Below are 13,536 nucleotides of genomic sequence, written 5' to 3' on the forward strand. Positions count from 1 at the left end.
CTGTGGAGGCGTGTGATGACCGCTACGACGAGGACCGCACCGCACGAAGGGGGCGGCAGCCGGGGGGACGGCCCGCGCGGTCGCCGGGGAGGCCGCTGGATCGAGCACTGGGACCCCGAGGACGAGGCCTTCTGGCGGGAGACCGGTGAGCGCACCGCCCGCCGCAACCTCCTCTACTCCGTCCTCTCCGAGCACATCGGCTTCTCCATCTGGTCGCTGTGGTCCGTGATGGTGCTCTTCATGGGCCCCGCCTACGGGATCGACCCCGCCGGGAAGTTCTTCCTCATCGCCACCGCCACCGCCGTCGGCGCCCTGGTCCGGGTCCCCTACACCTTCGCCGTCGCCCGTTTCGGCGGCCGCAACTGGACCGTCGTCAGCGCCCTGCTGCTGCTCGCGCCGACCACGGCCGCACTGGTCGTCATGGAACCCGGCACCCCGTACGGGACCTTCCTCGCCGTCGCCGCGCTGACCGGGGTGGGCGGCGGCAACTTCGCCTCCTCCATGACCAACATCAACGCCTTCTTCCCCCTCCGGAAGAAGGGCTGGGCCCTCGGCCTCAACGCCGGCGGCGGCAACATCGGCGTCCCGGTCGTCCAGCTCGCCGCGCTCCTCGTCATCGCCGCCGCCGGCGCCGGACACCCCCGGCTGCTGCTCGCCGCGTACCTCCCGCTGATCGTGGCCGCCGCCGCGCTGGCCCTCGCCCGCATGGACAACCTGGCCCCCGTCCGGGGCGACGCGGGCGCGGTCCGGGAAGCCGTCCGCGAGCCGCACACCTGGATCATGGCCCTGCTGTACGTCGGCTGCTTCGGCTCCTTCATCGGCTACAGCTTCGCCTTCGGGCTCGTCCTCCAGACCCAGTTCGGGCGCACCCCGCTCCAGGCCGCGTCCCTCACCTTCGTCGGCCCGCTGCTCGGCTCGCTCGTCCGGCCCGTCGGCGGGGCGCTCGCCGACCGGTTCGGCGGGGCGAGGATCACCCTGGGGGCGTTCGTGGCGATGGCCGCGGCGACCGGTGTGGTCGTCCTGGCCTCCGTACGGGAGTCCCTGCCGGTGTTCCTCGTCGGCTTCACCGCCCTGTTCGCGCTCAGCGGGCTGGGCAACGGCTCCACGTACAAGATGATCCCCGGCATCTTCCAGGCCCAGGCGCTCGCCCGCGGGCTCGGCGGCGAGGAGGCCGCCGCGCAGGGGCGGCGGCTGTCCGGGGCCGCCATGGGCCTGATCGGCGCCGTCGGAGCGCTCGGCGGACTCGGCATCAACCTGGCCTTCCGCGAGGCCTTCTCGGCTTCGGGGGAGGGCACCACGGCCTTCGTCGCCTTCCTCGGCTTCTACGCCGTGTGCTGCGCCGTCACCTGGGCGGTATACCTTCGCCGGCCCGCCGCCCCGCACGCGGGCCCCGAGGCGGCCGACAGCGGGACGAAACCCCAGCTCACCTCCGTGTGAGGGGGCCCGGGAGGGCCAAAGGCGGTTAACGGCACGGAAATACGGCGGAACCGAGCCCGACACGACCGGTTGGCAGGCTCGGTTACCGGCATGTCGAGGCCGGCCGACGCCGACGTCGGCTTCAGGGACGGACGCACTGGGCAAGGCAGGTCACCACGATGGACGACGCTACGCACGGGCCCCTCGCGGGGTTCACCGTCGGAGTCACCGCCGCGCGCCGCGCGGACGAGCTGATCGCCCTGCTGCGCCGGCGCGGCGCCGCGGTGGTGCACGCGCCCGCGCTGCGGATCGTGCCGCTCGCCGACGACGGTGAGCTGCTGGCCGCCACCCGGGACCTCGTCGACAACCCGCCCGACGCCGTCGTCGCCACCACCGCGATCGGCTTCCGCGGCTGGATCGAGGCCGCCGACGGCTGGGGGATCGGCGAGCGGCTCCTGGAGCGGCTGCGCACCACCGAACTCCTCGCCCGCGGGCCGAAGGTCAAGGGGGCCGTACGCGCCGCCGGGCTGGTCGAGGCCTGGTCCCCGCAGTCCGAGTCCCTGGCCGAGGTGCTGGACCGGCTGCTGGCCGGCCCCGTCGCCGGGCGGCGCATCGCGCTCCAGCTGCACGGCGAGCCGCTGCCCGGGTTCGTGGAGGCGCTGCGGGACGGCGGGGCCGAGGTGGTGCCGGTGCCGGTGTACCGGTGGATGCCGCCGGAGGACCTTGCGCTGCTGGACCGGCTGCTGGACGCGGTGGCCGTCGGGGCGGTGGACGCCGTCACCTTCACCTCCGCGCCCGCCGCCGCCTCCCTGCTCTCCCGGGCCGGGGAACGGGGGCTGCGCGAGGCGGTTCTGGAGGCGCTGCGGGGGCCGGTGCTCGCGGCCTGCGTGGGGCCGGTGACCGCGCTGCCGCTCCAGGGCGAGGCGGTGGCCACCGTCCAGCCGGAGCGCTTCCGCCTCGGGCCGCTGGTGCAGCTGCTCTGCCAGGAACTCCCCGGCCGGGCACGGGTCCTGCCCGTCGCGGGGCACCGGCTGGAGATCCGGGGGCACGCCGTGGTGGTCGACGACCGGCTGCGCCCCGTGCCGCCGGCCGGGATGGCCCTGCTGGCGGCGCTGGCCCGGCGGCCCGGCTGGGTGGTGTCCCGGGCGGACCTGCTGGGCACCCTGCCGGGCTCCGGGCGCGACGAGCACGCCGTCGAGACGGCGATGGCCCGGCTCCGGGCCGCCCTCGGGGAGCCGAACCTGATCCAGACGGTGGTCAAGCGCGGCTACCGGCTCTCGCTGGATCCCGGTGACGGCGAGGGCTGGAGCGCGGCGGGGACCGTCCGCTAGCGTGCCCACGTGATCATCAACGGGGTGGAGATGAGGAGCCCGGCCGTCGACGACGCCGCCGCGCTGACCGAGGTACTGATCCGCAACCGGGCGTACATGGCGCCCTACGACCCCTGGCGGCCCGAGGAGTACTACACCGAGGCCGCCCAGCGGGCCCGCATCGAGGGCATGCTCGCCGAACAGGAGGCCGGGCGGCTGCTCCCGTACCTGCTCGTCGAGCCGGCGGGCGGCGCGGTCATCGGGGCGGTCAACCTCGGCAACATCGTCCGCGGGCCCCTGCTCAGCGGCGGCGTCGGCTACTGGATCGACCAGGACCGGCAGGGCCGCGGACTGATCACCGCCGCCCTGGAGGAGGTCTGCCGCACGGCCCGCGACGAGCTCGGGCTGCACCGGGTCGAGGCCCAGACCCTGGTCGACAACACCGCCTCGATGAGGGTCCTGGCCAAGGCGGGCTTCACCGAGTGCGGACTCGCACCCCGCTACCTCCACATCAACGGCGCCTGGCGCGACCACCGGCTCTTCCAGCGCGTGCTGCACGACGACCCGCCGCCTGCGCCGTAGCCGCGACGGCCCCCCGCACGGGGCTTCCGCTTCGCGTACGGCGACGGCACTCTGGGAGGGCGTCCCACGGCGACCGAGGCGGTGACGGCCATGTGGTTCGATTCCGGGCGGGTCTGTCTGGACCTGCTGGCGACCCGGACTCCCCGAGGGGCCGAGGCCCTCCGTGACGGCGACGAGCTGCGCCTGTGGCTGGTCGGCGCCGGGCTGGTGCCCGACCGCACCCCGCTCGGCCGGCTCGGGCCCGACTGGGTCGAGTCCTTCCGCCTGCTGCGCCGCGACGTCGACCGCCTCGTCCGGGCCGAACTGGCCGGCGCGGGACCGGAGGAGGACGCCCTGGCCCGCGTCAACGCGGCCGCCGCGGGGCCCCCGCCGGGGGTGTGCGCGGTACGGGACCGGGAGGGGCACCTGGTACGGGAGCTGTGCGGCGGTGTCGAATGCGCGGGCCTGCTGGCCACGGTGGCCCGGGACGCGGTGGAGCTCCTCACCGACCCCGGCGACCTGGCCCTGCTCCGCTCCTGCGGCGGTGACGGCTGCGCCCGCCTCTACCTGGACACTTCTCGTGGCCACCGCCGCCGCTGGTGCTCCAGCGAGGTCTGCGGCAACCGGGAGCGCGTGGCCCGGCACAGGAGGCGGGTGCGGGGCGCGGTGGCATAGGCCGTACGCGGCGGCGCGCGGGGCGGAACGACACCCGAGGGGCCGCCGCGCGGACCGGGCGTGCGGAGTGGGGGCTGGTTCGCGTACGGTTGACGGTCGCCCACGCACGTCAGAAGGGGGCCTTGGTGGCCGCGCAGAATGCCGCTGTCGACAGCACGGCGGATTCCGTCCGCGATCGGGAGATCGCGGTCGAGCAGACGCATCTCGATCAGGTGTACCGACGCCTTGAGGAGAAGATCCACGAGGCCGAGTTCCTCATGAACGACGCCGCCAAGCGCGGCCAGGTCGGTACGCCCGGCGCGCTCGCCGAGCGGGACGCGCAGGTCTTCCGCGCCGGGATCCACCTCAACCGGCTCAACAACGAGTTCGAGGACTTCCTCTTCGGGCGGATCGACCTCGTGCTCGGGAAGGACGGGGAACGGGGGCCCGACGGCGCCTACACCTCCGTCCAGCCCGCCGAGGACGCGATCCGGCCCGACCTCACCGCCGACATCGCCGAGACCCTGCACATCGGGCGGATCGGCGTGCTCGACAGCGACTACGCGCCGCTCGTCATCGACTGGCGCGCCCCCGCGGCCGCGCCGTTCTACCGGTCGACGCCCAAGGACCCCGGCCGGGTGATCCGCCGCCGGGTGATCCGGTCCAAGGGCCGCAAGGTGCTCGGGGTCGAGGACGACCTGATGCGTCCCGAGATCACCGCCAGCCTCGGCGGCCGGGAGCTGCCGGCGATCGGAGACGGTGCGCTGATGGCCGCCCTCGGGCGGGCCCGGACGCACAGCATGCGGGACATCGTCTCCTCCATCCAGGCCGAGCAGGACCTGGTGATCCGCGCCCCCGCCGCCTCGGTCGCGGAGGTCGCGGGCGGGCCGGGCACCGGCAAGACCGCCGTGGCCCTGCACCGCGCCGCCTACCTCCTCTACCAGGACCGGCGCCGCTACTCCGGCGGCATCCTGATCGTCTCGCCGACCCCGCTGCTCGTCGCCTACACCGAGGGCGTGCTGCCCTCGCTCGGCGAGGAGGGGCAGGTCGCGATCCGGGCGCTCGGCTCCCTCGTCGACGGCGCCGAGGCGAGCACGTACGACGAGCCCGCCGTGGCACGGATCAAGGGCTCCTCCCGCATGCTCAAGGTGCTCCGCAAGGCGGTGCGCGGCGCGCTGGAGCTGGGCGACGCCCCGGAGCGGCTGCGCGTGGTGGCCTTCGGCCGCCGCGTCGAGCTGGAGGCCCCGGAGCTGAACCGGATCCGGCAGAACGTGCTGGGCGGCACCACCCCCGTGAACCTGCTGCGCCCGCGCGCCCGCAAGCTGCTGCTGGACGCCCTGTACGCGAAGACCGGCGCGTCCGGCCGGCACAGCGACCCGGAGCTGGCCGCCGAGCTGCGCAGCGCCTTCGACGAGGACATCTCCACCGAGGACGACTTCCTCGGCTTCCTGAACGCCTGGTGGCCGGAGCTCACCCCGCGCCGGGTGCTGGCCGCCATGGCCGACGAGCGGCGCCTGGGCCGCTGGTCGCGCCGGGACCTGAACCCGCGCGAGACCCGACAGCTCGCGCGTTCGCTGCGCCGGGTCGGGGCGGACGGCTCGGGGCCCCTCTCGGTGCACGACGTGGCGCTGCTCGACGAGCTCCAGCAGCTCCTCGGCGCGCCCGCGCGGCCGAGGCGCAAGCGGGAGATGGACCCGCTGGACCAGCTCAGCGGGCTGGAGGAGCTGATGCCGACCCGCGAGGAGACCACCTGGGAGCGCGCCGAGCGGATCGCGGCGGAGCGGACCGAGTACGCGCACGTGATCGTGGACGAGGCCCAGGACCTGACGCCGATGCAGTGGCGGATGGTGGGCCGGCGGGGCCGTACGGGCACCTGGACGGTGGTCGGGGACCCGGCGCAGTCCTCCTGGACGGACCCCGACGAGGCTGCCGCCGCCCGTGACGAGGCGCTGGGCAGCCGGCCGCGCCGGCGGTTCACGCTGACGGTGAACTACCGCAACCCGGCCGAGGTCGCCGAGGTGGCCTCGCGGGTGCTGGAGCTGGCGATGCCGGGGATGGAGCCGCCGACGGCGGTGCGCTCGACGGGCCTGGAGCCCCGCTTCACGACCGCCGGGGAGGACCTCGGGGCGGCGGTGCGGGAGGAGACCCGGCGGCTGCTGGGCCAGGTGGACGGCACGGTGGGCGTGGTCGTGGCCATGGACCGGCGCGCCGAGGCGGCGGGCTGGCTCGCCGGCCTGGGCGAGCGGGCGGTGGCGCTGGGCAGCCTGGAGGCGAAGGGCCTGGAGTACGACGCGACGGTGGTGGTCTCCCCGGCGGAGATCGCGGCGGAGTCCCCGGCCGGCCTGCGCGTGCTGTACGTGGCGCTGACGCGCGCCACGCAGCAGCTGACGGTGGTCTCGGCGGAGGGCGACTCCCCGGACGGGAACGGGGTGCCGGAGCTCCTGTGCCCCTGATCCGGGCCTGAGGCCGAACGGCCCGCGGCCGGGAGCGTGACGGCGCCGTCCGACTCGCGGGAGGGGGATCGCTTCGGGCGATCCTTTGTTAGCCTGGGTACGACACCGGCTCGATCCAAGCCCCCGGGCCCAACCTTCGTCGCTTAGAGCGACCACTTGCCGCGAGGCGAGCATGGCGGGTCGGTGTCTTAGTCGGAACACCAGGTCCGCGCCCTCCGTTCAAGGGGGGCGCGGACCTGTTTTGTGTGGACCCACCATTCCAACGCCCGGAGTTATCTCGTATGGTGGAAGTGTTCTTCCGAAATTTGTAGCTGGTTACCTTGTACCGGCTGGTAGGTGGGACGATCGGACAACAGGTCCTGCCGAACCTGCCATCGAACGGGTGGCGCCGCGCGGGACCCTGTGCTCACAGAAGAACCAGGGACAGAAGAGGAACACGGCCATGGCAACGGCGCCCAGCGTCTCGTATTCGATGACGGTCCGCCTGGAAGTGCCCGCGAGCGGAACCGCGGTCTCCCAGCTCACCACCGCCGTGGAGTCTTCCGGAGGCTCGGTCACCGGCCTCGACGTGACCGCCTCCGGCCACGAGAAGCTCCGTATCGACGTCACCATCGCCGCGACCTCCACCGCCCACGCCGACGAGATCGTCGAGAAGCTGCGCGGCATCGAGGGCGTCAGCCTCGGGAAGGTCTCCGACCGCACCTTCCTGATGCACCTCGGCGGCAAGATCGAGATGTCGTCCAAGCACCCCATCCGCAACCGTGACGACCTCTCGATGATCTACACCCCGGGCGTCGCCCGCGTGTGCACGGCCATCGCCGAGAACCCCGAGGACGCGCGCCGCCTGACCATCAAGCGCAACTCCGTCGCAGTCGTGACCGACGGCTCCGCCGTCCTGGGCCTGGGCAACATCGGCCCGATGGCCGCGCTGCCCGTCATGGAGGGCAAGGCGGCCCTCTTCAAGCGCTTCGCGGGGATCGACGCCTGGCCGATCTGCCTGGACACCCAGGACACCGACGAGATCGTGGCCATCGTCAAGGCGATCGCCCCCGGCTTCGCCGGCATCAACCTGGAGGACATCTCCGCGCCCCGCTGCTTCGAGATCGAGGCCCGGCTGCGCGAGGCCCTCGACATCCCCGTCTTCCACGACGACCAGCACGGCACCGCCATCGTCGTCCTCGCCGCCCTCACCAACGCACTGCGCGTCGTGGGCAAGGCAGTTGAGGACGTCAAGGTCGTCATGTCGGGCGCCGGCGCCGCCGGTACGGCCATCCTCAAGCTGCTCCTCGCCGCCGGCGTGAAGAACGCCGTCAGCGCCGACATCCACGGCGTCGTGCACGCCGGCCGCCCCGACCTGGTCGACGCCGCGCCGGACTCCCCGCTGCGCTGGATCGCCGACAACACCAACCCCGAGGGCTACACCGGCACCCTCAAGGAGGCCGTGGTCGGCGCCGACGTCTTCATCGGCGTCTCCGCCCCCAACGTGCTCTCCGGCGAGGACGTCGCCGCCATGGCCGAGGGGGCCATCGTGTTCGCGCTCGCGAACCCGGACCCGGAGGTGGACCCGGCCGTCGCGCGCCAGACCGCCGCCGTCGTGGCCACCGGTCGCTCGGACTTCCCGAACCAGATCAACAACGTGCTGGTCTTCCCCGGCGTCTTCCGCGGCCTCCTGGACGCCCAGTCCCGGACCGTGAACACCGACATGATGCTGGCCGCCGCCACCGCCCTCGCCGACGTCGTCGGCCGGGACGAGCTGAACGCGAACTACATCATCCCGTCCGTCTTCAACGACAAGGTCGCGGGTGCCGTCGCCGGCGCCGTCCGCAAGGCGGCCCAGGCCGGTGCCGAGAAGGCCGCTGTGACGGGCCCCACGGTCTGATCCCGGCGCGTCGCGGGATGCGGGCCCGGCGGGGCGCCTCTAGGGTTGCGGGGATGCCCGCACTGTGCGCGGTCCGCATCGGCGTCGGAGCCTCGGGTGCGACGGAGCGTCACTGCGGCGTGACTGTGGCGCTTTTCGTGTGACCCTGGCGGGTGCCGGATTGGCTTTCCCGCCGCTGGTGGGGGCAGGATGCGTAACCGGGCGAGAGGGTCTGACGTTCAGACCCGGGTCCGGGGACTGTCCTAGGGCCCTGGCAGCATCGGCTTCGATCTCACGCCTCTAAGGCAAGTTGAACACGGGAGTACAACATGAACCGCAGTGAGCTGGTGGCCGCTCTGTCCGAGCGCGCCGAGGTGACCCGCAAGGACGCCGACGCCGTTCTGGCCGCGCTCGCCGAGACCGTCGGCGAGATCGTCGCCAAGGGCGACGAGAAGGTCACCATCCCCGGCTTCCTGACCTTCGAGCGCACCCACCGTGCGGCTCGCACCGCGCGCAACCCGCAGACCGGCGACCCCATCCAGATCCCGGCCGGCTACAGCGTGAAGGTCTCCGCGGGCTCCAAGCTCAAGGAAGCCGCCAAGGGCAAGTAGTACCGCCCTTGTGCCGAGGGCCGCGCAGGCCCTCGGGACGGCAGTGGTACGTAGAACGGCCGAGGGCGGCCACCCCGGTGGGGTGGCCGCCCTCAGGCCTTTCCCGGGCCTTCCAGGGCCTCCCAGGGGCCTTGCGGGCCCCGGGAGGGGAAGATCCGGACGGATGGGCCCCGGTGATCGTTCCCGATCGCCGGGACGGGGTGTCAGGCCAGGTCGCCGTTGGGCAGCTCGACCTTGGCGCCCAGCTCGACGAGCTTCTCCATGAAGTTCTCGTAGCCGCGGTTGATCAGGTCGATGCCGTGGACGCGCGAGGTGCCCTCGGCCGCCAGCGCCGCGATCAGGTACGAGAACCCGCCGCGCAGGTCGGGGATGACCAGGTCGGCGCCCTGCAGCTTGGTGGGGCCGGAGACGACCGCCGAGTGCAGGAAGTTGCGCTGGCCGAAGCGGCAGGCGCTGCCGCCCAGGCACTCGCGGTACAGCTGGATGTGAGCACCCATCTGGTTGAGCGCCGAGGTGAAGCCGAGGCGGGACTCGTAGACCGTCTCGTGGACGATCGACAGGCCGGAGGCCTGCGTCAGGGCCACGACCAGCGGCTGCTGCCAGTCGGTCTGGAAGCCGGGGTGGACGTCCGTCTCCAGCGCGATGGCGTTGAGCGGGCCGCCCGGGTGCCAGAAGCGGATGCCCTCGTCGTCGATCTCGAAGGCGCCGCCGACCTTCCGGAAGGTGTTCAGGAAGGTCATCATCGAGCGCTGCTGCGCCCCGCGGACGTAGATGTTGCCGCCGGTCGCCAGGGCCGCGGACGCCCAGGACGCCGCCTCCAGGCGGTCCGGGAGCGCCTTGTGGTTGTAGCCGCTCAGGCGGTCGACACCGGTGATCCGGATGGTCCGGTCGGTGTCCATCGAGATGATCGCGCCCATCTTCTGCAGCACGCAGATGAGGTCCTCGATCTCGGGCTCGACGGCGGCGTTGCTGAGCTCGGTCACGCCCTCGGCCAGCACGGCCGTCAGCAGGACCTGCTCGGTCGAGCCGACCGACGGGTAGGGCAGGCGGATCTTGCATCCGCGAAGGCGCTGCGGGGCCTCCAGGTACTGGCCGCCCTCGCGCTTCTCGATGGTCGCGCCGAACTGGCGGAGCACCTCGAAGTGGAAGTCGATCGGCCGGCCGCCGATGTCGCAGCCGCCCAGGCCCGGGATGAAGGCGTGCCCGAGGCGGTGCAGCAGCGGGCCGCAGAAGAGGATCGGGATGCGGGAGGAGCCCGCGTGCGCGTCGATGTCGGCGACGTTCGCGCTCTCGACGTGCGAGGGGTCGAGGACCAGCTCGCCCGGCTCCTCGCCGGGGCGCACGGTCACGCCGTGCAGCTGGAGCAGACCGCGCACGACCCGCACGTCACGGATGTCGGGAACATTGCGCAGCCGGCTCGGCTCGCTGCCGAGCAGGGCGGCCACCATGGCCTTCGGCACGAGGTTCTTCGCACCGCGGACACGGATCTCGCCCTCGAGCGGGGTTCCGCCGTGGACAAGCAGGACATCGTTGCCGGTCATGGATCTCGCGTTCCGGAGTGGATGGGCAGGGGACCAGACGTAAGGGTAAGGGCCACCACCCCCTTGTTTGTATGGGTGACGGGGCCGTAGGACTGTCATGAATTCGGTACACCACGTACGGTGTCCGCCAGGTAGCGGATTGTTGTGTTCCGGCGGGTGGGGCGGCGCGCGCTCCCCTCTGCAGCCGTGCGCCCCGGGCGGTGCGGGGTCCGATCGCGCCGCCCGCTCCCCCCGGAGGGCGATTGTGCGAGATCATGTGCCCATGACCGAGGTGTCCTCCCTCACAGGGCGGCTGCTCGTGGCCACCCCCGCCCTCGCGGATCCGAACTTCGACCGCGCGGTGGTGCTGCTGCTCGACCACGACGAGCAGGGCTCCCTCGGCGTGGTCCTCAACCGGCCCACCCCCGTGGACGTCCGCGACATCCTGCTGCCGTGGGCCCCGCTCGCCGGCGACCCCGGCGTGGTGTTCCAGGGCGGACCCGTCGCCCTGGACTCGGCCCTGGGGGTCGCGGTGATACCGGGTGAGGAGGGCCCGCTCGGCTGGCGCCGTGTGCACGGGGCCATCGGGCTCGTCGACCTGGAGGCCCCGCCGGAACTGCTCGCCGCCGCCCTCGGGGGCCTGCGCATCTTCGCCGGGTACTCCGGCTGGGGGCCCGGCCAGCTGGAGGCGGAGCTGGGCGACGGCGCCTGGTACGTCGTGGACTCCGAGCCCGGCGACGTCTTTTTCCCCGACCCCGAAAGGCTGTGGCGCGCGGTGCTGCGCCGCCAGCGCAGCGAGCTCGCGATGGTCGCCACCTATCTGGACGACCCGTCGCTGAACTGACCCCGGCGGGGTTCAGTACCCTGGTTTTATGAGCACTCTTGAGCCCGAGCGCGGGACTGGTACGGGGACCCTCGTAGAGCCGACGCCGGTGGTGTCCCACGGCGACGGCGACCACGAGCGCTTCGCCCACTACGTCCAGAAGGACAAGATCATGGCGAGCGCCCTCGACGGGACCCCCGTCGTCGCGCTCTGCGGCAAGGTCTGGGTGCCGGGCCGCGACCCGAAGAAGTACCCCGTCTGCCCCATGTGCAAGGAGATCTACGACTCCATGGGCGCCGGCGGCGACAAGGACAAGGGCGGCAAGGACCAGTAGCCGCGTCCGGCATACCGCCGGGAAGGCCCCCGGGCGTGCGCGTGCGCGCCCCGGGGGCCTTCCCGTTGGCCCGGACCTTTCGCCCCGGGAGCCTTTTCCGGTCCCGGCGGCGCGGCTAGGGTCGGCGGCGACGAGCGCTCTGCTGTGAGGGGCTGACGCATGGACCTGATCCCCGTACCCCGGACGGCCGTTCCCGACCCGCAGGGCCGCCGCTACGCCTTCGGGCCGGAGCCGCTGCTCGACGCCGGGCCCGGCGCCGAGGGCGTGGCGCGCTGGCTGCGCCGGGAGCTCGGCGCAGCCGCCGGATGGGCGCTGCCGCCGGCCGCGGCGGGCGCGCGGGGCGACGTACGCCTGCGCGTGGACCCCGCCGCCGCCCCGGACGGCGCGGGGCCCGAGGCGTACCGGCTGGAGATCGGCCCCGACGGCGTCGAGCTGTCCGGCGCGGACGCGGCGGGGCTGTTCTGGGCGGCCCAGACGCTGCGTCAGCTGCTCGGCCCCGACGCCTACCGGCGCGCGCCGCTGCGGCCCGGCCGGACCTGGGACCTCCCGTACGCCCGCATCGCCGACGCCCCGCGCTTCGGCTGGCGCGGGCTGCTGCTGGACGTGGCCCGGCACTTCATGCCCAAGGACGGGGTGCTGCGCTACATCGACCTGCTGGCCGCGCACAAGCTCAACGTGCTCCACCTGCACCTGACGGACGACCAGGGCTGGCGCGTCGAGATCCGCCGCCACCCGAACCTCACGGAGACCGGCTCCTGGCGGGCCCGCAGCCGGTGGGGGCACCGGGCGTCCCCGCTGTGGAACGAGACCCCCCACGGAGGCTTCTACAGCCAGGACGACCTCCGCGAGATCGTCGCCTACGCGGCCGAGCGGCACGTGCGGATCGTCCCCGAGATCGACATCCCCGGGCACTCCCAGGCCGCGATCGCCGCCTACCCCTGGCTGGGCAACGCGGACGTCGTGGACACCGCCGCCCTGGGCGTGTGGGACGACTGGGGCGTCAGCGAGAACGTGCTCGCGCCGACCGAGGAGGTCCTGCGCTTCTACGAGGGGGTCTTCGAGGAGCTGCTGGAGCTGTTCCCGCCCGAGGTCTCGCCGTTCGTGCACGTGGGCGGCGACGAGTGCCCGAAGGCGCAGTGGCGGGCGTCGGCGACCGCGCAGGCGCGCATCCGGGAGCTGGGCGTGGACGGGGAGGACGGCCTCCAGTCCTGGTTCGTCCGGCACTTCGACCGCTGGCTCGCCGACCGGGGCCGCCGGCTCATCGGCTGGGACGAGATCCTGGAGGGCGGGCTCGCGGACGGCGCGGCCGTCTCCTCCTGGCGCGGCTACGCGGGCGGGATCACCGCCGCCGAGGCCGGACACGACGTGGTGATGTGCCCCGAGCAGCAGGTGTACCTGGACCACCGTCAGGCGGACGGCCCCGACGAGCCGGTGCCCATCGGGTACGTGCGCTCCCTGGAGGACGTCTACCGCTTCGAGCCGGTGCCGCCGAGGTTGTCGCCGGAGGCCGCCGCACACGTGCTGGGCGCCCAGGCCAACGTGTGGACCGAGGTGATGGAGCACCAGGGGCGGGTCGACTACCAGGTGTTCCCCCGGCTGGCGGCCTTCGCGGAGGTGGTGTGGTCGCGGCTGCCGGAACCGGAATCCCGGGACTGGGCCGGCTTCGAGGCGCGGGAGCGGGCCCACCGGGCGCGTCTGGACGCCCTCGGGGTCGACTACCGGCCACCGGGCGGGCCGCTGCCGTGGCAGCGGCGTCCGGGGGTGCGGGGGCGCCCGGTCGAGGGCGCGCCTCCGATCGTGTGACCCGGGCGGACGGGGTGCGCGGGCACCGGCCGCGCTTGCGACGACCAGAAGCGGAACTCTTCGGAATCCCTTGGAACTGTCGCTCGAACATGGCCGATACGGGGGAAAACGGACGTTCGGACCGAGGTCGTACGAAGGCGCCGGGAACGGGTTCCGGAGCGTGCGGGCCGGAGAGCGCCGGGGGCTCGGACGG

11 protein-coding genes are annotated in these 13,536 nt (G+C 73.4%); 10 read left to right on the forward strand and 1 reads right to left on the reverse strand.

Annotation, left to right across the window (positions count from 1 at the left end):
* Nucleotides 1-15: 15 nt before the first annotated feature.
* The 7 genes from ACFY15_RS25330 to ACFY15_RS25360 all read left to right on the forward strand — a co-directional run bounded on the left by ACFY15_RS25330 (nt 16) and on the right by ACFY15_RS25360 (nt 8,863).
* On the forward strand, nt 16-1,437 hold the full coding sequence (locus ACFY15_RS25330) for a nitrate/nitrite transporter (RefSeq protein WP_390687523.1): 1,422 nt from the start codon (nt 16-18) through the stop codon (nt 1,435-1,437).
* Between the two features lie 158 nt (nt 1,438-1,595).
* Nucleotides 1,596-2,747, forward strand: a complete 1,152-nt coding sequence (locus ACFY15_RS25335; RefSeq protein WP_390826093.1) for a uroporphyrinogen-III synthase — start codon at nt 1,596-1,598, stop codon at nt 2,745-2,747.
* Nucleotides 2,748-2,756: 9 nt separating this feature from the next.
* Nucleotides 2,757-3,308, forward strand: a complete 552-nt coding sequence (locus tag ACFY15_RS25340; RefSeq protein WP_390687521.1) for a GNAT family N-acetyltransferase — start codon at nt 2,757-2,759, stop codon at nt 3,306-3,308.
* 90 nt (nt 3,309-3,398) lie between these two features.
* Nucleotides 3,399-3,962, forward strand: a complete 564-nt coding sequence (locus ACFY15_RS25345; protein WP_390687520.1) for a CGNR zinc finger domain-containing protein — start codon at nt 3,399-3,401, stop codon at nt 3,960-3,962.
* 125 nt (nt 3,963-4,087) lie between these two features.
* The gene (locus ACFY15_RS25350) at nt 4,088-6,394 is read left to right on the forward strand and encodes a HelD family protein (RefSeq protein ID WP_390826094.1); all 2,307 of its coding nucleotides are present in this window, start codon (nt 4,088-4,090) and stop codon (nt 6,392-6,394) included.
* Between the two features lie 442 nt (nt 6,395-6,836).
* A complete protein-coding gene (locus ACFY15_RS25355; protein ID WP_390687518.1) occupies nt 6,837-8,273 on the forward strand; it encodes an NAD-dependent malic enzyme in 1,437 nt (478 codons plus the stop codon).
* A 308-nt stretch (nt 8,274-8,581) separates the two neighbouring features.
* The gene (locus ACFY15_RS25360; protein WP_007264399.1) at nt 8,582-8,863 is read left to right on the forward strand and encodes an HU family DNA-binding protein; all 282 of its coding nucleotides are present in this window, start codon (nt 8,582-8,584) and stop codon (nt 8,861-8,863) included.
* A 203-nt stretch (nt 8,864-9,066) separates the two neighbouring features.
* Here ACFY15_RS25360 and murA read toward each other — a convergent pair whose 3' ends face one another.
* Nucleotides 9,067-10,404: a UDP-N-acetylglucosamine 1-carboxyvinyltransferase gene (murA, locus tag ACFY15_RS25365; protein ID WP_390826095.1), complete on the reverse strand. Its 1,338-nt coding sequence runs from the start codon at nt 10,402-10,404 to the stop codon at nt 9,067-9,069.
* 262 nt (nt 10,405-10,666) lie between these two features.
* Between murA and ACFY15_RS25370 the strand changes: the two genes are divergently transcribed.
* The 3 genes from ACFY15_RS25370 (at nt 10,667) to ACFY15_RS25380 (ending at nt 13,343) form a co-directional block, all read left to right on the forward strand.
* Entirely contained in the window at nt 10,667-11,227 is a 561-nt protein-coding gene (locus ACFY15_RS25370) for a YqgE/AlgH family protein (RefSeq protein WP_390826096.1), read from the forward strand.
* A gap of 28 nt (nt 11,228-11,255) precedes the next feature.
* Entirely contained in the window at nt 11,256-11,540 is a 285-nt protein-coding gene (locus ACFY15_RS25375) for a DUF3039 domain-containing protein (protein WP_042817018.1), read from the forward strand.
* A 159-nt stretch (nt 11,541-11,699) separates the two neighbouring features.
* Nucleotides 11,700-13,343: a beta-N-acetylhexosaminidase gene (locus tag ACFY15_RS25380; RefSeq protein ID WP_390826097.1), complete on the forward strand. Its 1,644-nt coding sequence runs from the start codon at nt 11,700-11,702 to the stop codon at nt 13,341-13,343.
* Nucleotides 13,344-13,536: the final 193 nt, after the last annotated feature.

Origin of the sequence: Streptomyces sp. NPDC001373 (assembly GCF_042895815.1) — a bacterium.
Taxonomy (GTDB): Bacteria; Actinomycetota; Actinomycetes; order Streptomycetales; family Streptomycetaceae; genus Streptomyces.

Coding starts and splice junctions, on each gene's coding strand:
- ACFY15_RS25330 (WP_390687523.1), top strand. CDS start 16: ATGACCGCTACGACGAGGACCGCACCGCACGAAGGGGGCGGCAGCCGG.
- ACFY15_RS25335 (WP_390826093.1), top strand. CDS start 1,596: ATGGACGACGCTACGCACGGGCCCCTCGCGGGGTTCACCGTCGGAGTC.
- ACFY15_RS25345 (WP_390687520.1), top strand. CDS start 3,399: ATGTGGTTCGATTCCGGGCGGGTCTGTCTGGACCTGCTGGCGACCCGG.
- ACFY15_RS25355 (WP_390687518.1), top strand. CDS start 6,837: ATGGCAACGGCGCCCAGCGTCTCGTATTCGATGACGGTCCGCCTGGAA.
- ACFY15_RS25360 (WP_007264399.1), top strand. CDS start 8,582: ATGAACCGCAGTGAGCTGGTGGCCGCTCTGTCCGAGCGCGCCGAGGTG.
- murA (WP_390826095.1), bottom strand. CDS start 10,404: ATGACCGGCAACGATGTCCTGCTTGTCCACGGCGGAACCCCGCTCGAG.
- ACFY15_RS25370 (WP_390826096.1), top strand. CDS start 10,667: ATGACCGAGGTGTCCTCCCTCACAGGGCGGCTGCTCGTGGCCACCCCC.
- ACFY15_RS25375 (WP_042817018.1), top strand. CDS start 11,256: ATGAGCACTCTTGAGCCCGAGCGCGGGACTGGTACGGGGACCCTCGTA.
- ACFY15_RS25380 (WP_390826097.1), top strand. CDS start 11,700: ATGGACCTGATCCCCGTACCCCGGACGGCCGTTCCCGACCCGCAGGGC.